Origin of the sequence: Nostoc sp. C110 (assembly GCF_043099725.1) — a bacterium.
Lineage (GTDB): Bacteria > Cyanobacteriota > Cyanobacteriia > Cyanobacteriales > Nostocaceae > Nostoc > Nostoc muscorum_A.
The window spans coordinates 6,767,955-6,791,352 of the sequence record NZ_CP171148.1 but is presented as its reverse complement, the minus strand read 5'-3'; the positions used below and the strand labels follow the sequence as shown (position 1 = coordinate 6,791,352).

At 41.0% G+C, this 23,398-nt stretch carries 16 protein-coding genes; 6 read left to right on the top strand and 10 right to left on the bottom strand.

From position 1 onward, the window contains the following. Positions 1-83 precede the first annotated feature (83 nt). Positions 84-410, top strand: a complete 327-nt coding sequence (locus tag ACFFRD_RS34230; protein WP_114084717.1) for an STAS domain-containing protein — start codon at positions 84-86, stop codon at positions 408-410. Here the strand turns inward: ACFFRD_RS34230 and ACFFRD_RS34225 are convergent, their stop codons facing one another. The 9 genes from ACFFRD_RS34225 to ACFFRD_RS34185 form a co-directional block, all read right to left on the bottom strand. Continuing rightward, a complete protein-coding gene (locus ACFFRD_RS34225) occupies positions 411-1,547 on the bottom strand; it encodes a SpoIIE family protein phosphatase (RefSeq protein ID WP_114084716.1) in 1,137 nt (378 codons plus the stop codon). 405 nt (positions 1,548-1,952) lie between these two features. After that, complete coding sequence (locus tag ACFFRD_RS34220) at positions 1,953-2,720, bottom strand: DUF1350 family protein (protein WP_114084715.1); 768 nt, start codon at positions 2,718-2,720, stop codon at positions 1,953-1,955. A 267-nt stretch (positions 2,721-2,987) separates the two neighbouring features. Then, positions 2,988-3,707 carry a hypothetical protein gene (locus tag ACFFRD_RS34215; protein WP_392480303.1) on the bottom strand — a complete coding sequence of 240 codons (720 nt, stop codon included), beginning with the start codon at positions 3,705-3,707 and terminating at the stop codon, positions 2,988-2,990. 484 nt (positions 3,708-4,191) lie between these two features. Further along, positions 4,192-6,123, bottom strand: a complete 1,932-nt coding sequence (locus tag ACFFRD_RS34210) for a M48 family metallopeptidase (RefSeq protein ID WP_392480301.1) — start codon at positions 6,121-6,123, stop codon at positions 4,192-4,194. A gap of 6 nt (positions 6,124-6,129) precedes the next feature. Then, positions 6,130-6,717: a LemA family protein gene (locus ACFFRD_RS34205; protein WP_114084712.1), complete on the bottom strand. Its 588-nt coding sequence runs from the start codon at positions 6,715-6,717 to the stop codon at positions 6,130-6,132. A gap of 287 nt (positions 6,718-7,004) precedes the next feature. After that, a complete protein-coding gene (locus tag ACFFRD_RS34200; RefSeq protein WP_185586450.1) occupies positions 7,005-7,412 on the bottom strand; it encodes a hypothetical protein in 408 nt (135 codons plus the stop codon). A 270-nt stretch (positions 7,413-7,682) separates the two neighbouring features. Continuing rightward, positions 7,683-8,114: a CAAD domain-containing protein gene (locus tag ACFFRD_RS34195; protein ID WP_392480298.1), complete on the bottom strand. Its 432-nt coding sequence runs from the start codon at positions 8,112-8,114 to the stop codon at positions 7,683-7,685. Between the two features lie 181 nt (positions 8,115-8,295). Next, positions 8,296-8,757, bottom strand: a complete 462-nt coding sequence (locus tag ACFFRD_RS34190) for a BON domain-containing protein (RefSeq protein WP_392480296.1) — start codon at positions 8,755-8,757, stop codon at positions 8,296-8,298. 120 nt (positions 8,758-8,877) lie between these two features. Further along, the gene (locus tag ACFFRD_RS34185; protein WP_392480295.1) at positions 8,878-10,158 is read right to left on the bottom strand and encodes a histidine kinase; all 1,281 of its coding nucleotides are present in this window, start codon (positions 10,156-10,158) and stop codon (positions 8,878-8,880) included. 514 nt (positions 10,159-10,672) lie between these two features. Here ACFFRD_RS34185 and ACFFRD_RS34180 point away from each other — a divergent pair. The 5 genes from ACFFRD_RS34180 (at position 10,673) to ACFFRD_RS34160 (ending at position 22,419) form a co-directional block, all read left to right on the top strand. Continuing rightward, positions 10,673-13,774, top strand: coding sequence for an MFS transporter (locus ACFFRD_RS34180; RefSeq protein ID WP_392480294.1), 3,102 nt, complete (start codon positions 10,673-10,675; stop codon positions 13,772-13,774). 434 nt (positions 13,775-14,208) lie between these two features. After that, positions 14,209-16,845 (top strand): GAF domain-containing protein, encoded by a 2,637-nt coding sequence (locus ACFFRD_RS34175; RefSeq protein ID WP_392480292.1) that lies wholly within the window; start codon positions 14,209-14,211, stop codon positions 16,843-16,845. 251 nt (positions 16,846-17,096) lie between these two features. Continuing rightward, complete coding sequence (ilvD, locus tag ACFFRD_RS34170) at positions 17,097-18,782, top strand: dihydroxy-acid dehydratase (protein ID WP_392480290.1); 1,686 nt, start codon at positions 17,097-17,099, stop codon at positions 18,780-18,782. Between the two features lie 706 nt (positions 18,783-19,488). Next, a complete protein-coding gene (locus ACFFRD_RS34165; RefSeq protein ID WP_392480289.1) occupies positions 19,489-19,866 on the top strand; it encodes a hypothetical protein in 378 nt (125 codons plus the stop codon). A 30-nt stretch (positions 19,867-19,896) separates the two neighbouring features. After that, on the top strand, positions 19,897-22,419 hold the full coding sequence (locus ACFFRD_RS34160) for an ABC transporter substrate-binding protein (RefSeq protein WP_392480288.1): 2,523 nt from the start codon (positions 19,897-19,899) through the stop codon (positions 22,417-22,419). A 69-nt stretch (positions 22,420-22,488) separates the two neighbouring features. Here ACFFRD_RS34160 and ACFFRD_RS34155 read toward each other — a convergent pair whose 3' ends face one another. Next, positions 22,489-23,127, bottom strand: coding sequence for a Uma2 family endonuclease (locus ACFFRD_RS34155; protein ID WP_163937829.1), 639 nt, complete (start codon positions 23,125-23,127; stop codon positions 22,489-22,491). Positions 23,128-23,398: the final 271 nt, after the last annotated feature.

Here is a 23,398-nt window from a genome sequence, read left to right as displayed (position 1 = left end):
TTTTTAAATGCTCTATGATGGGTATATAATAGCGAAAATAGCGGCATCAGAGCATCATTTACACAAATAAGCGTGACATAATTATGAGAGAACAAGTAAAAGTTATTCAGCTCAGTGGTAATTTGAATGCCACAACTTCACAAGAATTTCGACAAAATATCACTGATATTTTAGAAACTGGTGCGAAAATTGTGTTAGTGGATTTTAAAGATGTAATATTTATGGATAGCTCAGGTTTAGGAGCTTTAGTGTTAGCTTTTAAAACCTTGCGGGCAGCAGATACTAAGCTTGTTCTCTGCTCAATTAATGAGCAAGTAAGGATATTATTTGAACTTACTAATATGGATAAAGTATTTGAAATATTCCCTAGCCAAGACGCATTTAATCAGGTTTTAGTATCCAATACATAATTAATCAAACTTCATTTGCAAAATAGATAAATCATCATCAAAAGCATCTTTGGAGTTCAGAGCGATTAAATAACTCAGTACATGATCGAGTTGGCAATCAACAGGATTTTGTAAGCTAACTAGTAGCTGAATAAAAGCATCCAAACTCCAAAGAGTGCCATCTGATTTAGTGATTTCATAAGCGCCATCACTAAAAATGTAAAGGCTACTGAATTTTTCAATATTGTAAACCCCGTCAACATATTTTGCTTCTGGAAACATCCCAACTGGCATACCGGGGGTCTTCAAGAGTTGAACATCAGACTTTCTCGGTGATAAACCAGTTATTAAAACTGCTGGCGGATGACCTGCACTAGAATAAACTAATTGGCGGGTAATTCGATTGTAAACTCCGTACCAAATCGTAAAGTATTTGTCATTTTGATAATTCATCTGGAAGGTATCATTCAAAGCCTTCAACACATCACTAGGTTGATAGTAATTCAGACTTTTGAGCGCACGAGAACGCAGCAGATTCAGCACTGAAACTGAGGGAAGAGTAGCTTTGAGTCCATGTCCCGCAGTATCGAGTAAATAAATTGCTAGATAATCGTCATCAAGCCAATAGTAATCGAAACAGTCACCACCGAGTTGCCGCGAGGGAATAAATCGAAAATTTATATTGAAAGGTTCAGTCATAGGAAAAGGCAGCAGCGATCGCACATATTCTGCTGCTTCTGACATTTCTGATTCTAAAAGCAACTTTTGAGCCTGCAAATCCCTACTCAACTGATGCAGGCGTAACCCCGCTCTTACCCGCGCTTGTAATTCATTATGCTCGATAGGTTTGGAAATAAAATCATCAGCACCAGCATCTAGACCTTTGACGCAATCGGCAACTGAGTCTAAGGATGTTAATAAAATAAAGAATGTGGTAAAAAATCTGGGATCTGCCTTAATACGCTGGCAGACTTCCAGACCAGTTAACCCCGGCATAATCCAATCACAAATAATTAGTGCTGGATGGCAAGCTAGCGCTTTTTCTATTCCTTCCTCGCCACTACTGGCAGTAACTACTTCATAACCCTGTTTTTCCAACATCCTTTTCAAAAGTATTTTTATGGAATAATCATCATCAATTATTAGTATTTGGAACATAGCAATTTCTCAGAAAAACTCATTAATAATTTGGTGAAAAGATAGAAATTAAAAAATAATTTTAATTAATTAGTTACTAATAAAACAGTTTTCTTTTTCATGAAGTACAAAGCTACGGGTTTTAATGTGGGAGGCAGAAACTCTTTATATCTAAATTTTTATTCCTAAATTATGTACTTAGTTGCAACCTGCTGTATTTCTGTATTAATAAGTAGGACAGCGTAAATAATTCAAAGTTTGCTGTAAGGGTTTTAGACCTACTTTGTTCGCATAGCCTCTCGTGAAGAATAAAAAGCTGAAACCTCCTACTATTAACTAATGCCAATATTATTACATTAGTTAATGTAGCTGGAATTTTTCTATATTTCCCAGTCGAATTTATGGCTTTTTGACAGTCATAAAACGTTATGGAGGTGCAAGAGGATTCATCCACAACAGGATAGAACTTCTTAACTGGTTCAAGTCGCGGTATGCTTCTTGCTTGAACCATTGCCCTAATGCATCAAAGGGGGTAAAAGACGTTCCAGTTTGCCATTTAATATCTTGACCTAAAGGCGTTGTATGATTTCCTGGTAACGTTTGTGCTGTCACCATATCATCAAAGCGTTCTTGTAATATTTTGGTTAAAGCTGCTGATTGGTCAATGGTGTCATTACTAAACTTTATTAATAAATTACGTCGGATAGTGTAACGCTCTTGGACAAGCTTGTTAGTTTCCAACGGTGAGGGAGTAAACTCGATTTTCAAAGTAGAATTGAACTGTTCTACTAGGGGAATAGCTTCTTTGGCGGCGTAGTTGTTGAAGGATATTAAAATATTGCCTGCACGTTCTACTTTAAAGAGGCTACCAATTAGCAAGTGAAGTTTACAGCCCATACTGTGTCCAAGACCATAGATGGGGAAGTAAAGCTTGCGTAATGCTCCAGAATCATGTAATCGTTCCAGGGTGCGGTCAAAGTTTAACAGCACGGATTTTGCGATCGCTGTATGATCCAATGTATTGACAAAAGGCGTAGCAATTACAACATAGCCTTTACTTGCCAGTTGTTCGAGTAACCAGCGATAAGTGATGTGTGGTGCAGTGGCGACAAATGCACCTCCTAAAAAATGGATGATACCTATGGGATTTCGGGGAATGATTACCCAGTTACCTCTGACTTCTTTCCAGTCCATGCCGATAAGCGATCACTTTCTTGATATTCTTTATGTTAGACCGGGGATCGCTACCGTGGGAAGTATTATGAAAAAAGCTACGAACAATTGGTAATTACGTTACAGTTGAAGTCTAAATCTCTAGCCATAACTGGGCTATCAGAAGAGGTTTTTTAGTCTGACCTATTTTTCGATTACGAATTACGTTACTGAGTCTTGTCTGCATACGCTGTTCGCAAATGAACATGATTACGTTAAGCATATTGTAGAGAGTCATTACAAATTATTTTAACCCTGAGTCTGTAATCGTTTCATTTCGTGTTGCACATCTAATGCAATCTGTAATGCTTCATTGAGCAACCTTCCATGCTCAGTAGCCTGTTCATTTACTTGCATGGCTGTTAAAGTTGCTAAATTGTTGACGAATAGTTCTGTATTACTAAGGATAAAGCTCTTATTTTCTCTCAAAATCCTTTCTGTCCTCAAAGCGCGAACTAAATCAGCTTTAGTCAGATTAAGTGCTGCGAGAACACTCTCTCTTTCTTTTATCAGCACTTCTGGATTACCAGCTTCTTCTATTTGGTCATTGATATGTATTGCTCTAATTACAGTATTATATCTTTCAACATCGTTTAACAGGATTTGGAGAGAGTTTGTCATGTTGAGTTTGACAATTTTACTTCTCTTTTTCCAGATTAAATATAAGATGGTTTGCGTCAGACCGCCAACCCAAAGACCTAATATAATTAATACTATCCAGGAGGGAATTGCTATCCATGATACAAATATTTTGAGAATTATATCAAATAAAAGATAGCCAAAAACAAATGTAGCAAACCCAATAAAAACTACAGTTGCTCCTTCCGAACTTTTAATCTTTTGGATGTATAATTTTGCAAAATTTTTGATAGGATTTGTAATGATTAAAAGTTGATCATTGACAGGTAAATTAGTCAGCTTTTGCAGTTCATCCTGACTAATTTCCAAGCCCTGTAAATCATCCCGCACAGCTTTTTAATCCTTGCCAGAATAGTTATTTAATCTAATATAGCAATCAAATTTCTAGAATGCTGGCATTTTGTCTAAACTTTTTTAAGCAAGTTAATACTTCTAGGCAATGCCAAGAGTTTTTGTACAATATGATACTCTTTTGGCCAGATAGCAAACCTATTTTAGTTGTGAAAATGAACCAACCGCCAATGTGCAGCGTCTTGTAGAGAAGAACGCCAAGACAAAAACGAGAGCGAAAATAAATCAATTGCTTGTAAATGTGATAATGCAACACGTTATTTTCCTGTTAAACAGCTATTTCTAGCTATAAAAAAGAATAATAGAAAAGTCCGTTTTTGCGGACTTTATTGTTTAGTTATAAATAATTGTGTCTCACTCGTTACATTAACAGGACTTACGCAAAATAATGAAAAACGAACCACAGAGGGCGCAGAGGACACGGAGAAATAAGAGTTTCAGAGAGTTCTTGCGTAAGTCCTAATTAACTTCCCTTCGGAGAAGATTGTTTCTGTTTTGAAATGCCACGCTGAGGGTTTAAAAATGGAGGGATGGGACAGTCTAGCGTCATAGCGATCGCTCTGAGCAAATCTGCTTCTGACTGTGTAACTTTGTTATCTAATAGTACCGTGTGAGCGCAGGCATCTACAATAGCTTGCTTGAGTTTAGGGCTGGCAAGGCGGAGGCGTTCAATACTTTTCTTCAGTTCAGTGAAATTACAGCTTGGTGGCGTGTCTGGTTTTTCTTGTTCTGCGGCTTTGGGAAGCCGAAAAACTCCAGAACGAAAAGCATAGGCGATGTCTTCGGTGGAAGCATTGGGTTGAGAGTGTCCAACGCGGGCAATTACGGACAGTATTAACAGACTATCTGGCCAAATCTGTTCTATGGAGGTGTATTCTACTGTTGTTGTAGATGTAGGATTTATACTAGGTTGGAGGCGATGCCACAGTAGTAACTGCAACACAAAATGCCACAGTGATAAACTTCCGGTGGCTACAGCTAAACCGTGGACACATTTGCATAGTCTTTGGCATTCTTTGGCAGAATTCTGGCGCAATACGGGTACTGCCAAATCTACAAGTGGTAAGCGAATTTTGGCATCTAACTGGCTAATTTCGCTACTCAATTCTAGAGTTTTGTCTACCAACTCAGCAGGCTGCACCTCGCGTAACCAAGCTATTTGACGTTCTTGGATTTCGATATTTTCTGTATCTAACGCTAGCGCAAAAGCGATCGCCATTGCACTTTCCTGCTCCCGTACACCCAAGCGCAGGGATTCTGGTAACTGCGATAACAGTGCTTGAGCATGGGCAAAATGCTCTGGTGTAACGCTTCCAACTTGGTTTACAACCTGTTCTGGCATGGCATTGGAACCACCAGCAAAGCCCATTGTTAGAGATTCCTGGGAAGGGGAACGCATTTGACTGCGAGATGGCATTGCTGGCAAATTGCTGACGTTCAAACCCCCAACGCGACGGATACGTTCTGCTAGAGGTGGATGGGTAGAAAACATATTGTCCCAGAAAGAGGGGTTGAGCGCATTGCCAAAAAACATGTGGCTAGCGGCTTCTGCACCAGGCGAAATCAAGCGTGAATCCATCTGTTGGAGTTTTTGAAAGACTCCGTTAAGTCCGTTGGGGTTGCGAGTGAACTGTACAGCCGAAGCATCGGCAAGAAATTCGCGTTGGCGAGAGACGGCGGCTTTAATCAAGCGTCCGCAGATTAATCCGATACCGCCAATTGCCATTAGTGACAAACCAAAAGCCCAGATAGGTAAACCCTTATCTTCTTTTCCTAAACGGAAGCTACCACGAATGCGCCACAACAATTCTCCGGTTAAATAAATGAACAAAATCCCGTGCAAGAGTCCCACTAAACGCAAATTTAGCCGCATATCTCCATTAAGAATGTGGCTGAATTCGTGGCCGATGACTCCTTGTAACTCATCTCGGTTTAGATGTTGTAAAGTCCCACGGGTAACACCAATTACAGCATCATTGGGCGTAAATCCGGCAGCAAAGGCATTAATACCGGTTTCTCTTTCCAGGAGATAAACTTGTGGGACAGAAATACCAGAAGCGATCGCCATTTCCTCGACTATATTTAATAGTTGTTGCCCTTGTTCATCTGCCATATCTGGGAGTAAGAGTCTTCCCCCTAACTCCTGAGCAATGACGCTTCCTCCTTGACGGAGACAGGCAATTTTATAGAGACTTCCCACTGCGATCGCAATTATTGTAATCCCAGCCACGTAGAGAAATATCCCTGGATGCCACCAAACACGGGGAGCCATACGGAGCAGAAATAAAGTGGCAATGTAAATCGCCATAATCATGACTGCGATCGACAGGGAAAATAATCCAATTAATTGTTGCGTGTTTTGGCGTGCCCGATCCTGATGTTCAAAGAAATTCATAGATATTTAAAAAGACACGCGTGGAGCATTTCTCATTTCTGGAGTCGCTTCGGCGAGCAATTCTGCAACAGTAAAGTTAAAAGTATTTGCCACAAGATTGCTGGGGAAAGATTCGCTCTTGGTGTTGTAAAGTGTCACCGCATCATTAAAAGCCTGACGTGCAAAAGCAATCCGGTTTTCAGTGGAAGATAATTCTTCCATCACCTGAGTCATGGCGCGATCAGCTTTCAATTCTGGATAAGATTCTGAAAGTACCATCAACCGACTTAACGCACCCGTCAGCGCTCCTTCAGCATTGCCCAACTGTTGCATCGCTTGCGGATCGCCGGGATTTTGTGCGGCACGACTGCTAGCATTAATTGCAGAATTCCGAGCTGCAATAACTGCTTCTAAGGTTTCTCGCTCATGTTTCATGTATCCTTTGGCAGTTTCCACCAAGTTAGGAATTAAGTCATAGCGACGCTGTAATTGAACATCGATTTGAGAGTAAGCATTTTTGTAACGGTTGCGATACTTGACTAAATCGTTGTAGGCATTAATGATAATTAGAGCAACAATGGCAACTAAAGCAACAGAAAATATTAAAAGCCCCATATTTTTAGATTATTTCAATCAGGTACTTACTTTATATCCAGCAAAATTTGTGTGGATATAAAGATGAGTCTACTTTTAACAAGTTGGCTTCGTCGCCTGTAAAATTAGTTACGCAATTGCACTGAGCTAGATAGGTTGCACAAAGCCCAACGCAGTTAAAGGACTTTGGCGTTAACCCTAGCGTATTGCTATATAAATAGAGACGCAATTACTATAATTGCGTCTCTACAAACTGTCTATTTAGCCTTTTTACGTGTAATTGCACCCACCAAAAGGATAGTTGTTAATTAAATTATTCCTGGGCCTCTACCGCGTTTGTCACCCTTTTCGGTCAACTTGCCTTCTTCATCCTGATTAACTTCTCCAAGTTCTTCAACACGTTGTGCAGTATCTTCTGCTGCTTGTTTGCGTGCATCACCTGGTTCTTCGTAGTACATTTCCGGTTCAACTGCATAGTTGTTCAACAAACCTTCTTTGTCTACGGTGTATCCGTCAGTAGTGCGTATACTTTCTGGATCGGTTTGGTCATCTGTAGGTGCATCTGCTTCCCTTTCTTCTGTAGGGAGTGTTTTGTAGTTGCCGCCTTCTCTTTCGATCCGAGCAGCAGTTTCGGCTGGAATAATGCCGCGATCATAACTATCTGCTTCAGCGCGATCAGATGAATCTATATCTCTCTTAACTGCTTCATTAGCCATAATTTATGTCCTCGTAAAAGAATCTATTAAATAACTTCAAAAACTAGATTAAGCTTTTTTTAATCTCCGAACTACTATCTTTAGAAGTGATTTAAATTTCAAAAGAGGATTCCATCCTCTATCTTGCGGTGTATCAAAAGATTAATATTAATTCAGGTTAAATACTAATAATTTACATCTACTATTTAAGACAAGGAGTTTAAGCCCCTTGTCTTAAAGGTAGATAGACTTCTACCATAATGTAGTGTGGTAGTTGAATGGTTGGAAAATTTATTCGCCCACAAATTGATTTTTGAGGGATTGAATTTCATCAGCTAATTCTTGCCTAGTTGAAGCTTTTAGTAGATAGCGGAAAATAAACCAACTGGCATAACCAATTCCCACTAATTCAAAGAGTGGTGATAGTAATGGAATATCATTGATCGCATCCAGTAGTGCTAGCACTAACTTTGCTGTAACAATGGCAGCTAGAATTAACGCAACAGTTATTAGAGGCTGTTTATAGTCCTGAAAAAAGCTACCTAAGTAGTCGGGTAGTTTCTCCAAAAATTGAGAAAATTGTCTGCTAATTTGCTGCCATTGAGATTCCGGTTCCGATGCTGGCGGTAACTTTGGCAAGTTTGCATCTACACCTTCAAGTGCTAGCGCACCTTGTGATATTGAAGTATTGATAGATTCACGTTGCTGTTGTTCGGTTTCCATAGTTTTTCAATGATTACAAAAGTTTCTGTAACTGAACTGAGCATCAATAAATATAATCATTAAAGTCGTCAGTTGTCAATTATTAATGGTCAGCAATAAGTATAACTGACCATTAAGGTTGAGTAGGAAAATATAAATTGATTTTTCTCTACCTACTCACTCGGATTTATTGTTAGTTGCCTCAGTTTGTTGGTGGGGCAACAGTTGCTTTAACAACTACAGTTTTGACACCTTTAATTTCTTTCGCTAAACGTTCAATTTTAGCCAACTCTTGCTGATTGTTAACAGTTCCTCCGACAGTGACAACTCCATCATTGGTAGCATCAACTGTTAGTTGACCCTTGGGTATGTTTGCTTCTAGCTTAGAGCGAACTTGACTTGATAAATCACCTTTCGCTCTGTCTGTATCGCCGCCAGTGACATTATTTCGTTGTTCGCGGGCTCGGATATCAGCATCAAGTTGTCTTCTGCGAGTTTCACTTTGTGCGTCTTTTTGAGAAGCTTCTGTTGTTTGTACACTCGGTGATTGTGGAGCTTCATTAGGATTACCTGGTGCAGATTCGCTTGTTTTAGAAGCGTTATCACAAGCAGCAACACCAAAAACTAAAAGGGTGCTAATTAAGAAGGGGGTTAGCTTTTTCATAGATTTAATTCGCAATCGGAAAGTGAAATTTGTTGATTTTTACGGTGAAGTGAGGAGCAAGTTTTTGAATTCTTGCTCTTGCAATTGTGTGTAATTAGTATCAGTGAAAACTACTTTGGATTAAAGTGTTTCATCACGACGGTCAACAATCACTACAGCAGGATCGTTTCCATGAATATCTGTTGAGTGATTGGGGTGAATGGGATTGGCTACTGCTGTGTCATGATGGATTACTCGGTCGGAACCTGGCCGATGTTCGCCTAAATCAGTGGCATCATAAATTGCAAATTCTTCAATACCCCGACGGTTGAGAATCGCTTCAGCTTGGTGGATTTCAGCTTGGGTACCATCGATAATTACCAAGTAGTCGCCTCTTTGGAAGCGATCGCTATATACCCGCGCTCTGTCTTCAGGAATTCCCAAGCCAACCAATGCGCCAACAATACCGCCAGCAGCTGCACCGATCGCACCACCAGCTAAGGTTGTGGCCAAAGCTGTTGCGACTGCGCCACCAGCAATCACAGGCCCAACTCCAGGTATTGCTAGAGTTCCAAGACCAACTAATAAGCCAGTCAAGCCGCCTAGAACACCGCCTGTAGCTGCTCCAGTTTTAGCACCATCGTCTGCTTTATTACCTGTTCCGACATTTCTATCTACATCGACACCAGCGATCCCACGACCGTCTGTATCTTTGGCGATGATGGAGACTCTACTTAAGGGAAAACCTGCATCTCGTAATTCGGTGAGTGCCGCTTCTGCATCTCGGCGATGAGGAAAGACTCCGATCGCGCGTCTAGCAACACCACTATGAGCCACATTTACGTTATGGGTTGGAGCGACATAATCAGCATTTCTCGCATCTGGGTTGTCGTAAATACCAAACTCTTCGACACCACGCTGATGGAGAATTGCTTCTGCTCTAGCGATTTCTGTATCTGTGCCATCCAGGATTACTAAATAGTGTCCTCGTCTTACACGTTCATCATAAACTCTAGCTCGTTCTTCGGGAATTCCTAAGCCAATCAATGCACCAAGCAAACTACCAGCTACCGCACCAATCCCTGCACCAGCAAGAGTTGTAGCTAGAGTAGTTGCTGCGGCTCCAGCCAGCATAATTGGCCCAATTCCAGGAATTGCCAAAGTACCAAGACCGACTAATAAACCAGTTAATCCGCCCAAAGCACCGCCTGTAGCGGCTCCAACTTTAGCACCTTCATCAGATTTATCACCGACGCGATCGCGCACTTCAGCACCAGCAATATCTTCTCTGTCTCCATCTTGGGTAATGACAGAGACTCTGTTCATATCAAAGCCGACTTTTTTCAATTCATGTAGCGCATGTTCAACATCTCGACGATTAGAAAATACACCTACAGCACGTTTATGTACACCTACAACCATTATCTTTTTCTCCTCAGCAACAATAAATTATTCACAAATTTATAGCTTGTAATACCCTTATTAATACATGTTTAGATTTTTGTTTCATCAATCGCTTGGAAGAATTTTTATCTCTATCATTAGGTATAGGTGGTTTTATCTAAATGAGTATTTATAAAATCATACTTTTATAAATACTTAGATGTTCTAGCTCTAAAACTTTTACTAGAGATTGACATAAAAAACATCGATTTATTCTATCTAAAACAGTAATTTACCCTTTTAAGAACTGCTGTGTACTTAGATTGTTTTTTATATATCTCACTTTTATAGTAAAAAACTTATTTTGTAAAAATGTGACAAAGTTAGCAAATTAAAAAGTTTTATTTAACTAAAAACAATAAATTTCAAAATACGACTTTTGGTAAATAAACCTATTACCTAAGAAAGTGTCAGCTTAGATCGCTGATAATTAAGCTGATAAATAAGCCATTTAATAAATGGGTATTTAATTGAGTGAAAGTGAGAAAATATTATGTTTCAAAGTGTTCCAACTATTTTAGGATTAGCGCCAATAACCTTAGCTCAGGAAGTACTAACTCCAGAAGAAGCATCAGTACTTTTTTCTGGGCCTAAATTCTTGGTAGCATTGCTGGCTGGGGTTTCGATGGCATTTGCTTTTCAATTGTTATTCACAAACTTTTCAGTTGCTGTCGGAATTTCATCTTGGGAAATTGATTCAGATTCCGATGATGAGTCAGAAAGTTTGGGTAAGACAATTCGTAAGGTTCAAGGCAAAGTTGGCGCTTGGGTGTTAATAACTGCGAGCATTGCGTTGTTTATTGCTTGCTTTCTAGCTGTAAAACTTAGCTTAATCGAAAGCGCATTCTTAGGAGCAATTATTGGTGTAGTCATTTGGTCTACCTATTTCTCACTAGTAATTTGGTTGGGTTCATCAGCCGTAGGTTCTTTAATTGGTTCTATCTCTAATACTGTCACTTCTGGTTTTCAAGCTTTAATGGGTACAGCAACTGCTGGTATCGGTGCTAATGCTGCAAAACAACAGTTAGTTTCGACTGCGGAAGATATTACAGCCGCAGTTCGGCGGGAATTAACTTCAGGTTTTGATTCTGAAGGGATTAAAAATACTCTCCAAAGTTCTTTAAGTTCTCTGCAATTGCCAAAGCTGGATGTTAAAGAAATTCGCAACCAATTTGACCAGCTTCTTAAAGATACAGATTTGCAATCTGTTGCTAATAGCGATTTATTGCAAAACATTAACCGTCAAACATTTGTTGATTTAATCAGCACTCGCACAGATTTATCTAAAGAAGAGATAAATGGCATTGCTGACCAATTTCAAGGTGCTTGGCAACAAGCTTTGAATCGCAAAAATCCCACAGAACAAGTAATTAATTTACTTAAATCTGCTACTCCTGAAGAATTGAATTCCGAACAATTGGGTGAACGGCTTCAACAACTGGTTACAGTTGGAGGTGGTAATGGCAATGGTGTAATTAAACAAGCTATTAGATATGGTTTGAGCGCTGCCGCACCAGCAGTTCTCGAACGGGTCAATCTTTCTAATATCGATGTGAATAAAATTACAACTCAGTTGCAAAAGCTGAAAGAAAAAGTTCAAGATATCGATGTCGAGCAAGTAACAGAACAATTTCAAAAGTTTAGAGAGCAAGCCAGTGAGCAAGTATTTGCAAAATTGCCAATATCACTTGAAAACACGATTAAAGCGGATGTCGAAGACTACATCTTGCATTCATTCCCTTGGCATTTTAATCGAATTACGCTAGTAGATGAATTCAAAGAAGTCATCTATGACGTAAACGCAGATCCGACAACTGTGAGACGGGAGTTGGAAGAAATCAATCAAGAATATTTCACCAACTTGCTGAACCAGCGAGACGATCTCAGTGAACCCAGGGTGAAAGAAATTGCCGAACAAATGGAAAGCGATCGCTTGGAAGTTTTAGAGACTGTAAAACAGGCCGAAGCGCGAGAAAAAGGGCAAAATTTCCGCACGCGCATCGAAGATTATCTCCGTTCCACTGGGAAAGAAGAACTCAATCCTGAAGGTATTGAACGGGACTTTGCCAAGTTAGTAGAAGATCCAGAAGCTGGTTTTGAAGATTTAAGTAGCCGCTTCGGACAATTTGACCGCGATACTTTTGTCCAATTGCTCCAACAACGTCAAGATGTCAGCGAAGAGGAAGCTAATAATATAGTTAGTCAACTCGAACGCAACCGCGATAATATTTTGAATCGTGCTAGAGAATTGCAAGAACAAGCAAAAGCGAAAGCCGATGAACTGCGTCAAAGAGTTGAAAACTATCTGCGGAATACTAACAAAGACGAACTCAATCCCGAAGCTATCAAACGTGAGTTTAGAGTTTTACTAGACGATCCGCAAGCCGGAATTAGCTTGTTACGATCGCGCCTATCGCAATTTGACCGCGACACATTGGTACAATTGCTCAGTCAGCGTCAAGATTTGAGCGAAGAACAGGTAAACCAAATTCTCGATCAGATTGAAGCTGTCCGAGATAGTATTTTGCAAGTACCGCAGCAGGCGAAAGAACAGTACGAAAAAACTACAAAAGCGATCGCCGAATATCTCCGCAATACCAACTTGGAAGAACTCAATCCAGAAGGTATTAGAAGCGATTTGGAAAAATTACTCGACGATCCCAAAGCTGGAGCTTTAGCACTGCGCGATCGCTTATCTCATATCGATCGAGAAACCTTGGTTCAACTCGTGAGTCAGCGCGGAGACTTGAGCCAAGAGCAAGTTAATCAGATTATCGATCGCGTACAAGATGCCATTGGTGATATTCTAAGAGCGCCACGACGTTTAGCCAAGCGTACTGCTCAACAAGCTTTAGATTTTGAAGCCAATCTTGAAGAATATCTGCGTAATACCAACAAAGACGAACTCAACCCTGAAGGAATCAAACGCGATTTACAATTGCTGTTGTCTTCTCCCCGCGCTGGAATTGGGAGTTTGAGCGATCGCGCCTCAAAATTTGACCGTTCCACAATCGTGGCGCTGTTATCCCAACGTGAGGATATCTCAGAAGAAGAAGCTAACCGAATTGTGGATCAAATTGATTCTGTCCGCAGTTCCATTGTCGAACAATTTCAGCAGATTCAGCAGAAGGTGCAATCAGTGCTGGATGGAGTTTTTGCCAAAGTTCGCAACTATCTTAACTCTCTGGATCGTTCTGAACTCAACTATGAAGGCATTAAGCAAGACTTTGCCAAAGTATTCGACGATCCGCAAGCTGGATTTGAAGCATTGCGCGATCGCCTCAGTGAATTTGATCGTGACACCTTAGTTGCTGTGATCAGTTCTCGTGAGGATATCTCTGAAGCAGATGCTAACCGGATTATCGACCAAATAGAAGCGGCGCGGGATGGCGTATTGCAACGAGCCGAACGCATCCAGAAAGAAACCCAAAAACGTTTGAAAGCGATCCAACAGCAAGCTAAAAAGCAAGCCGAAGAAAGCAAAAAAACCGTTGCCAATGCTGCATGGTGGATATTTGGGACAGCGATCACTTCCCTTTGTGCCAGTGCGATCGCAGGTGCGATCGCTGTAACTGGGATAACTCTTCCTGGGTAAAATATCTCTGTCATCGATAATTTTAAGCAATAGAGAGTGGTATTCAGTTTATACAAATGAATGCCACTTTTTTTATAAGAATTTATCAGTAAGGATTAATTTAATTCCTAATGGTCAAAACAGAGTAAAAAACTGTGTTCAAGCCAGATTGATCCCCTTATTTCATTCAATAACTGAACATACATACAGTTATTGTAAGTTGTTACAAATGATAATTTATGGTGCAATAAAGAAAACATATATTGAATCGGCACACCTCTTAAGGAAGAGCTATAGAAATAACAACTGCCGTAAGATTAATATCCTTGCATTATCAGATAATTTTAACTATATCTATTTCTACAAAGTATGGGCTACAGGCAATAGCACAGAGGCGTAACCAGCAGTCACTACAGATATTGACAACCTAATGGATTAAATCAGGCATATTACAGATGAACAATGATGAATTTAATTCAATGTGCCACCTCACAGAATGTCAGCAGGCAGAGGAGGCACTACAACAGCAAATTCAATGGCAGCGATTCGTGATGGCAATTGCCCAGCGCATCCGCCAGAGTTTGAATTTGGACAAGGTTCTCAACACCACTGTTACTGAAGTCCGTCAATTCCTGCAAGTAGATCGAGTGTTCATGTATCAGTTTGAACCAGACTACAGTGGGGTAGTGGTGGTAGAGTCTGTTGATGATCGTTGGATTGCTATCCTGAATACCCAAGTTCAAGACACTTATTTGATGGAAACTCGCGGCGAGGAGTACAGACATGGGCGCATCCAAGCTATTGCAGATATTTATACAGCAGGTCTGACTGAATGCCACCGCGATTTACTTACTCAGTTTCAAGTCAGGGCAAACTTGGCGGTTCCAATTTTGCAAGGAAAAAAATTGTGGGGATTATTAGTTGCTAACCAGTGTGCAGCACCCCGCCAGTGGCAGACGTGGGAAATCGATTTTCTTAAACAATTGGCAGTACAGGTGGGCATTGCTATCCAGCAATCTCAACTTTATGAGCAGGTACATACTGAACTCGCTGAACGCAAGCGGGTGGAAGCTGGTTTAAGAGCGCGTGTACGCCAGCAGGCAGCCGTAGCTAAATTGGGTCAGTTAGCTCTAGCTAATATCGACCTTTACACATTAATGGACGAAGCTGTTGTCCTGGTAACTCAAAGCCTTGAGGTGGAATACAGTAAAGTTTTAGAAATGCTGCCAGATGAGAACAGCTTATTCTTGCGATCGGGAGTTGGTTGGCAGCCAGGGCTGGTGGGAAATTTTAAATTAGAATTAGGTGGAGGGAATGAGACTCAGGCTTCCTATACACTACTTTCCCATGAGCCAGTAATTGTTTGTGATCTGCGGAAAGAAACACGGTTTCAAGGACCACCGCTATTAATTAACCACTCAGTGATCAGTGGCATGAGCGTCATCATTCAAGGTCAAAAACAACCTCTGGGTGTTTTAGGCGCACACACAACTAGACAGCGAGAGTTTACCCAAAATGATATTCACTTTTTGCAAGCGATCGCTAATGTGTTGGCTACGACCATTGAGCGCAAATGGGCAGAACAGAAAATCCGCGAACAAGCAGCTTTATTAGATATCGCTTCTGATGCGATTATCGTGCGAAATTTCCAAAACCAAATTTTATTCTGGAATCAAGGTGCAGAACGTCTATATGGTTGGGAAGCTCATGAAGCTTTGGGAAAGAACCTGGAGGAGTTGCTGTGCAAAGAAAGCTCACAGCAGTTACAAGTGGCTTTAACAAATGTTACTAACTCTGGCTTATGGCAAGGTGAGTTACATAAAGTGACAAAGGGCGGCAAAGAAATTATCGTGGAAAGCCGATGGACACTGATGCGTGATGAAGCAGAGCAACCCAAATCCATCCTCTGTGTTGACACCGACATCACAGAGAAAAAACAACTCCTGGCCCAATTTCTCCGTGCCCAGCGCCTAGAGAGTCTTGGCACGTTGGCAAGTGGTATTGCCCACGACCTCAACAATATTCTGACACCCATTCTTTCCTCAGTGGAAATGTTAGCGCTCAAACTTCCCAATCTGGATGCAGGCAATCAACAACTGCTGAAGCTTCTTGACCATAACTCTAAACGGGCGGCAGATTTGGTCAAGCAAATTATGACTTTTTCTCGTAGGTCTGAAGGCAACGGCATTTCTTTACAAATAGAACACCTACTGTTAGAAATTGAGCAAATTGTCCAAAGCACATTTCCAAAATCGATCGCAATTATTAATAATCTACCTAGACATAAACTCTGGACTATCTTGGCAGATCCGACTCAAATTCATCAGGTGTTAATGAATTTGTGCGTCAACGCTCGTGATGCAATGCCCAAAGGCGGTACATTATCTATCTCTGCGGAAAATTTATTCGTTGATGAAAATTTTGCCAAGATGAATCTAAATGCTCAGGTGGGCCCTTATATAGTCATAACTATTTCAGATACAGGATTTGGGATTTCTCCAGTAATTTTGGATCGAATTTTTGAACCATTTTTCACAACAAAAGAACCAGGCAAAGGCACTGGCTTAGGTTTGTCAACTGTGATTGGGATTGTCAAAAACCACAATGGTTTTGTGAAAGTGTCTAGCGAGGTAAGCAAAGGTTCCCAATTCCAAGTATACTTACCAGCTTTGAACAAAAGTACAAAGCAACAAGCAGAGAACTTGGAATTGCCCAATGGCAACGGAGAATTAATTCTAGTTGTAGATGATGAAGCCGCTATCCTGGAGATTAGCAAAACTTTGCTAGAAGACCACAACTACAAAACCCTGACAGCTATTAATGGCATCGAGGCAATCTCATTATATGCCCAGCATCAAAATCAAATCAGTATGGTGTTGATGGATATGATGATGCCGTCAATGGATGGGTTAACTGCAATTGGCATAATGCAACAAATGAATCCACAAGTCAAGATTATGGGCATCAGCGGCATGGTGACAGACAGCCAAATAGTCGAGGCTGCTAACGCTGGTATCAATATATTTTTGAAGAAGCCTTACACTTTCCGTCAATTATTACACGCTATTAACGACTTCTTGAGCGAGCCATAGTCTTAAAAATGGGTAAGGCTAAAAACTAAAACTGGCGTAGTAGTCTGTTCCATTAATTTTGCTAGGTTTGTAGTAAGCACTTTAGTGCTTGAATGTTTGAGGACTAAAGTCCTCACTACAAGCGTATTTACCCCTCAAATTTAATGAGACAGACCAGTAGTGCTTACTCATGTTCGATCGCGCTGCGTATACATGAGAAAATCAGGTAATACAATCGCAATACAAGCGATCATGCCAGGGAAGGAAAAAAGATGTCGGAGAATTTGAGAAGCCAAGTTGTAACGCAAGGAGTGCAGCGATCGCCAAATCGAGCCATGCTGCGTGCAGTTGGTTTTAAAGATGAAGATTTCAACAAAGCCATTGTCGGTATAGCCAACGGTTACAGCACCATCACCCCCTGCAATATGGGAATCAATCAGCTTGCGCAAAGGGCAGAAGTTGGGATTAAAACCGCCGGAGCGATGCCACAAATGTTTGGCACAATTACCATTAGCGATGGCATTTCGATGGGAACTGAAGGGATGAAATATTCCCTAGTGTCGCGGGAAGTCATCGCCGATTCCATTGAAACCGCCTGTACCGGACAAAGTATGGATGGTGTGCTGGCGATTGGTGGTTGTGATAAAAATATGCCAGGGGCAATGTTAGCGATCGCCCGGATGAATATCCCGGCAATATTTGTTTACGGTGGCACAATTAAACCCGGTCACTACAACGGACGCGATTTGACTGTTGTCAGTTCTTTTGAAGCTGTTGGTCAATATAGTGCTGGAAAAATTGACGAAAAAGAATTATTAGAAGTCGAAAGTCGGGCTTGTCCTGGCGCTGGTTCTTGTGGGGGAATGTTCACAGCTAACACCATGTCTTCAGCGTTTGAAGCGATGGGAATGAGTTTGCCCTATTCTTCCACAATGGCAGCCGAAGATGCTGAAAAAGCTGACAGCACCGAAAAATCAGCCTTTGTGTTAGTCGAAGCCATTCGTAAACAAATCTTGCCTCGTCAAATTATCACCCGCAAATCCATAGAGAATGCCATCTCTGTGATTATGGCGGTGGGTGGTTCCACAAATGCCGTATTGCATTTTTTAGCGATCGCCCGTGCCGCTAATGTAGAGTTAACCCTGGATGACTTTGAAACAATCCGCGCCCGTGTTCCTGTTCTGTGTGATTTAAAACCAAGTGGTAAATATGTCGCTACAGATTTGCACAAAGCTGGTGGCATTCCCCAAGTTATGAAGATGCTACTCGCACATGGCTTATTACATGGTGATAGCCTGACCATTAGCGGGCAAACCATTGCAGAGATATTAGCAGACATCCCCGAAGAACCATCTGCCAATCAAGATGTAATTCGGACTTGGGATAACCCAATGTATGCTCAAGGACACTTAGCTATCCTCAGAGGTAATCTGGCAACGGAAGGGGCTGTCGCTAAAATTACTGGTGTGAAAAAACCAGTAATTACCGGGCCCGCACGGGTGTTTGAATCAGAAGAAGCCTCTTTAGATGCAATTTTGGCGGGTAAAATTCAAGCTGGTGATATTTTGGTTATCCGCTACGAAGGGCCCAAGGGTGGCCCTGGAATGCGAGAAATGTTGGCTCCCACTTCGGCAATTATCGGGGCTGGTTTGGGTGATGCGGTGGGATTAATTACCGATGGGCGCTTTTCAGGCGGCACTTACGGGATGGTAGTTGGTCATGTTGCTCCAGAAGCAGCCGTTGGTGGTGCGATCGCACTTGTAGAAGAAGGCGATAGTATTACGATTGATGCACCTGCTCGTTCATTGCAGTTGAATATCTCCGAAGAAGAATTAGCCCGTCGTCGTGCCAACTGGCAACCCCCTGCTCCACGTTACACCAAAGGCGTGTTGGCGAAATATGCCAAACTGGTATCTTCTAGCAGTATCGGTGCTGTGACAGATTTGGATTTGTTTTAATTAACCTAACTGTGGCGCAAGTTCGCCTTTAACAAGGGGATTTTGCCCCTTTTCTGGTTAATTGAGAGCGTCGCTGCATTTACGCCGTAATAGTTTGATCTAGCGATCGCCAGGAAGTTGCAAGGTTGAAGGAGGCAGGAGGCAGAAGGAGTAAATCAGTAGGGGATTCGACCCTTACTGATAGCGCAGCGTAAAGCCTGCGGCATAGCTTCTCTTAGAGACGCTACGCGAACGCTTAGAGCGAGTCTGCGAGCGTCTTTAGAGCCACTGAACTCTCGTAAGAAAGCGGGAAGCTAACGCAACAGTGTTCTTGTCTTAAACCCTTGCTCCAGATGGTCGCAGCAGAAAACACAGGGCAGTTTTCCTCCTGCCGACGCTCGCGGACTCGCTAACGCTGCGCTATCCTGCCCTCTGCCTCCTGCCTTCCTTGATAAACTCAGTAGCTCCTTTGCGATCGCAAGCGTTGATAAAAAAACTGCTGTATCAAAACAACTTGTCAGATGAAATAGTATTGATTGCCTCTAAGTTTTGAAGCTATTGAAGAGAGATGTTCTGTGTTTATACCAGATTTTTACCTAAATTTTATGAGTTTTTGTAAAAATTTTGAAGAAGTTTCAGGAAATTTACATAGAAGATGTGATGTCAATCGATATACTACAGAAATACAATTGACCATCAACTGCTGAAAAACCTAAAAGGGCACAAAATGAGTTCTGAATCTAACGTCAAACTGACGATCGCTCTTTCTAATCCAGACTTAGATGCAGAGGAACAAGAACAGGAAACACGGAATCTACTGCGAGAAATCAAAGAATTAGATGTAGAAAGTGCTGAACTTGTAGCAGTTACAGAAATACCTCAAGGAGCCAAATCTGTTGGCGGCTTTTTGGTAGGAGTGTTGCAGGCCGAGGTGAGCCTTGCCAATTTTAAGAAATTGTTGGGATTTTTGGGCGATCGCTTGGGCAACAAAACCATTGAATTGGAAGTCGAGGCTAACGGCAAAAAACTCAAGGTGAAAGCTAGCAGCCAGGAAGAGTTAAACGCCGCCATTGAACAAGCTCAAAAGTTTATCGCAGGTAACTAAGAAATTCCAGCATTAAGGAAGAATAAAAAGATGGCGAAAGTAGCACTTCTAATAGGAGTCAGTGAGTATGAGCCTGGTCTTAGCCCATTACCAGCGACAATAAAAGATGTCGAAGCTATGCAGCGAGTTTTGTTGCACTCAAAGATTGGTGGTTTTGATGACGTAACACTGCTACTAAATCCTCAACAGCATGAGATGGCGGTAGCTATCGAAACCTTGTTTGATGGTCGTCAAAAAGATGACCTCTTACTGCTGTTTTTCTCTGGACATGGCATTAAGGATGAGAGTGGTAAGCTTTACTTTGCAGCTCGGAATACCCGCAAAACTGAAAAAGGAGTATTAGTTAAGGCAACAACAGTAGCAGCTAGTTTTGTACATGAAGTCATGAGTAATAGCCGTTGCAAACGTGAGGTAGTCATTCTTGATTGTTGCTTTAGTGGTGCGTTTGCCGAGGGTCTGCTAGCAAGAGATGATGGTTTTGTGGATATCAGGAACCAATTGGGCGGAGAAGGGCGAGCTGTTCTCACATCTTCAACTTCCACTCAATATTCTTTTGAACAGCAAGGGTCAGATACTTCGACCTACACCCGCTACATAGTTGAGGGTCTGGAAACTGGTGCAGCAGATAAGAATGAAGATGGTTTGATTTCCGTTGATGAATTGCATGAATATGCTACCAAAGCAGTACAAGAAGCTACTCCTGCAATGAAACCGGAGATATATGCCATCAAAGAAGGCTATAAAATCAATATTGCCAAAGCACCTATAGATGATCCTAAGCTCAAATATCGTCGAGAAGTTGAGTATTGGGTAGAGAGTGGTAACGGTGAGATTTCTTTTACAGGTCGCGCTGCATTGGAAGGACTACATGAGGAACTGGAACTAACATCTGAGGATGCTGCTGCAATTGAAACTAAGGTTTTAGCACCTGTGGAAGTCTACAAGAAAAAATTGCAGCGATATGAACAGGCGTTCCGCAATGAGATTAAACTTGGGTTTCCTCCCAGTGATAAAATTCGCACTAATTTGAAACGTCTTCAGCAAGCATTGGGACTCAGAGATGAAGATATAGCCTTAATCGAAGCTCCGATAATTGTCGAACAGCCACTGATCGCACCTCCAGTAGTTTTTCCACCTTCACGTCTCCAAAATAACAATTTTCTACAATATGTGGGAACCAGCATCATTGGAGTATTTCTTGGCGGTATTTTAGTCTACTTTTTACTGCCCCGAACCCTAAATACGCTTCAACCGATAGTTGAGACTCCAATAAATTTATGTGCTGAAGAGACGTATAGTTTGAATGACAGAATTAGCCTGGGTGAAGAAATTTTATTAAAACAAGATACAAACCCAGATAAAGAAGCTGGAGTTAAAGCATTTTTTGAAGGTAATTGTCAGCTTGTTGTTGATAAGTTAAATTCATATCGCAAAGCTAACATCACAGACCCAGAAGCATTGATTTACTTGAATAATGCTAAGGCTCGTCAGAAAGGAGATCGGCTTAAAATTGTTGTGAGTGTACCTATTGGGACAAATCCAAATGTAGCAAAAGAGATACTGCGCGGTGTGGCTCAAGCTCAAGATGAGGTGAATAGCAGTGGCGGTATCAATGGCAAAGCTTTGGAGGTAGGGATCGCTAATGATGATAACGATCCAAGTGAAGCTGTACAACTTGCCACTCGGTTTGGCAAAGATGCCAGCATCTTAGCTGTCGTGGGACATAATTCTAGTAATGCTTCTCTCTCCGCAGCCCCAGTCTATCAAAAAGACGGGTTAGTGATGATCTCTCCCACCAGTTTTGCCCAAAACCTTACCAGTGTTGGCAATTATATCTTCCGCACTGCTCCTAGTGTTAAATCCATAGCAGATAGCGTCTCTAATTACGCCATTAAAATAGCGGGTAAAACCAATTTTCTTATCTGTGTTGATTACCAAGGGATAGATAATCAATCGTTTAACAATGAGTTTGTTAAAGCGATAAAAGCTGCTGGCGGTCAGATTAATTCTACAGAGTGCGATATTTCTGCCCGTGACTTTAACCCTAGTGTTGTCATTTCTCAAGCTGTAGGTAGCAATGCTAATGCTTTGGTGTTAGGTCTTTATATAGACAAAATAAAACAAGGTCTAGCGGTAGCACAATCTAATAAAGGGCAGTTGACTGTATTTGGTAGTCCTACACTTTTCACTAACGAAACCTTAAAGGAGGGCAGAGGTATCAACGGACTGATAATCTCTGCACCTTGGTATCCCACAGCATTTCCTAATAACATATTTCCGCAAAAAGCTCAAAAACTTTGGGGTGCAACTGTGAATTGGCGAACAGCTACGGCTTATGATGCAACCTTAGCGATCATCGCAGGTTTAGAACGAACAAACAGACGCGATGAATTACAAAAGGTGTTGCATAGTTCGAGTTTTTCAGTCGATGGTGCAACGGGAAAGATTCAGTTTTTACCATCAGGCGATCGCATAAACAATGAAATCTTCTTAGTCAAAGTTCAAGAAATACCTGGGAGTGATAAATATGAATTTGTACCAATTAAACCTTAGTTTTGCAGCTTTAAGCTTAATAGCGATCGCACTTCTTGATTTTTATATTTCAAAATAGCGATCGCATTGTTATAAATTATCTTTAACCCAATCTCGAAAATTACGCATAGCTTGGCTTCTACCAATTGTTAAACACTGCTGTACATATTTATTCACTAATTCAATAATTGGAATATTAGGAAAATTAGGACTAGAGCCAGATTTTATATACTTACTTTCTTTTAGCAAATAAATCTCTAAACCTTGTTGTGTATGTCGCCAAAGTTCAGGAACTCCCAAAATTTTATAATTTTCAAATCGAGTGCGAGAAGTAATATCAATTTCGATTGCTAAATCTGGTGGTGGGTCTATAGTTAAATCAATGCGATTTTTTCCAATAACAGCAGCTTGATTTTGAATATAAAAACTAGTATCTGGTTCTACTGCTTGTTGCATCCGCTCATTTTTAAGCGTAGTCGAGCCAAAAGGTTCAAAATCTATTTGCAAAATTTCTAACAAAATTTTGACTAAATCACCAATAAGTTCTTTATCTTTTTCGTGTTCTGGTAGGGGAACCATAATTTCTAACCAACCATGACTATAAGAGATACGTGCAGCACGTCTTTCCCCCATTTCTTCTAAAATGTTTTCTAACTGCTGCCAACTAATATCTTTGAGCAACATTTGTTGACCAGGTTTAACAATAATTTGTTGCAGTTTTAAAAGCATATCACCTCAGAGAGTTGATGTAGTAGCTGTTACAGCAGATTAAATTCAAAGATCAACTTTCTTAAAGTATATCGTCTTTGAGAATGAGGGTAGAAATTAGCCAAAAAATCACTTGTATGATTTTTGTCTAGGTTTGTTGATAAAGCTTGAACAATAGCGATCGCACCACAACAGAATTTGCCAAAGTTTTAATTTCTGTCTTCTGAATGGCTAACCAATTATTAATATCATCCTTACATCGCCGTGTTTTTAACAGTGCTTGCTCCTTGAG

Coding starts and splice junctions, on each gene's coding strand:
- ACFFRD_RS34230 (WP_114084717.1), top strand. CDS start 84: ATGAGAGAACAAGTAAAAGTTATTCAGCTCAGTGGTAATTTGAATGCC.
- ACFFRD_RS34225 (WP_114084716.1), bottom strand. CDS start 1,547: ATGTTCCAAATACTAATAATTGATGATGATTATTCCATAAAAATACTT.
- ACFFRD_RS34220 (WP_114084715.1), bottom strand. CDS start 2,720: ATGGACTGGAAAGAAGTCAGAGGTAACTGGGTAATCATTCCCCGAAAT.
- ACFFRD_RS34210 (WP_392480301.1), bottom strand. CDS start 6,123: ATGAATTTCTTTGAACATCAGGATCGGGCACGCCAAAACACGCAACAA.
- ACFFRD_RS34205 (WP_114084712.1), bottom strand. CDS start 6,717: ATGGGGCTTTTAATATTTTCTGTTGCTTTAGTTGCCATTGTTGCTCTA.
- ACFFRD_RS34200 (WP_185586450.1), bottom strand. CDS start 7,412: ATGGCTAATGAAGCAGTTAAGAGAGATATAGATTCATCTGATCGCGCT.
- ACFFRD_RS34195 (WP_392480298.1), bottom strand. CDS start 8,114: ATGGAAACCGAACAACAGCAACGTGAATCTATCAATACTTCAATATCA.
- ACFFRD_RS34190 (WP_392480296.1), bottom strand. CDS start 8,757: ATGAAAAAGCTAACCCCCTTCTTAATTAGCACCCTTTTAGTTTTTGGT.
- ACFFRD_RS34185 (WP_392480295.1), bottom strand. CDS start 10,158: ATGGTTGTAGGTGTACATAAACGTGCTGTAGGTGTATTTTCTAATCGT.
- ACFFRD_RS34180 (WP_392480294.1), top strand. CDS start 10,673: ATGTTTCAAAGTGTTCCAACTATTTTAGGATTAGCGCCAATAACCTTA.
- ACFFRD_RS34175 (WP_392480292.1), top strand. CDS start 14,209: ATGAACAATGATGAATTTAATTCAATGTGCCACCTCACAGAATGTCAG.
- ilvD (WP_392480290.1), top strand. CDS start 17,097: ATGTCGGAGAATTTGAGAAGCCAAGTTGTAACGCAAGGAGTGCAGCGA.
- ACFFRD_RS34165 (WP_392480289.1), top strand. CDS start 19,489: ATGAGTTCTGAATCTAACGTCAAACTGACGATCGCTCTTTCTAATCCA.
- ACFFRD_RS34160 (WP_392480288.1), top strand. CDS start 19,897: ATGGCGAAAGTAGCACTTCTAATAGGAGTCAGTGAGTATGAGCCTGGT.
- ACFFRD_RS34155 (WP_163937829.1), bottom strand. CDS start 23,127: ATGCTTTTAAAACTGCAACAAATTATTGTTAAACCTGGTCAACAAATG.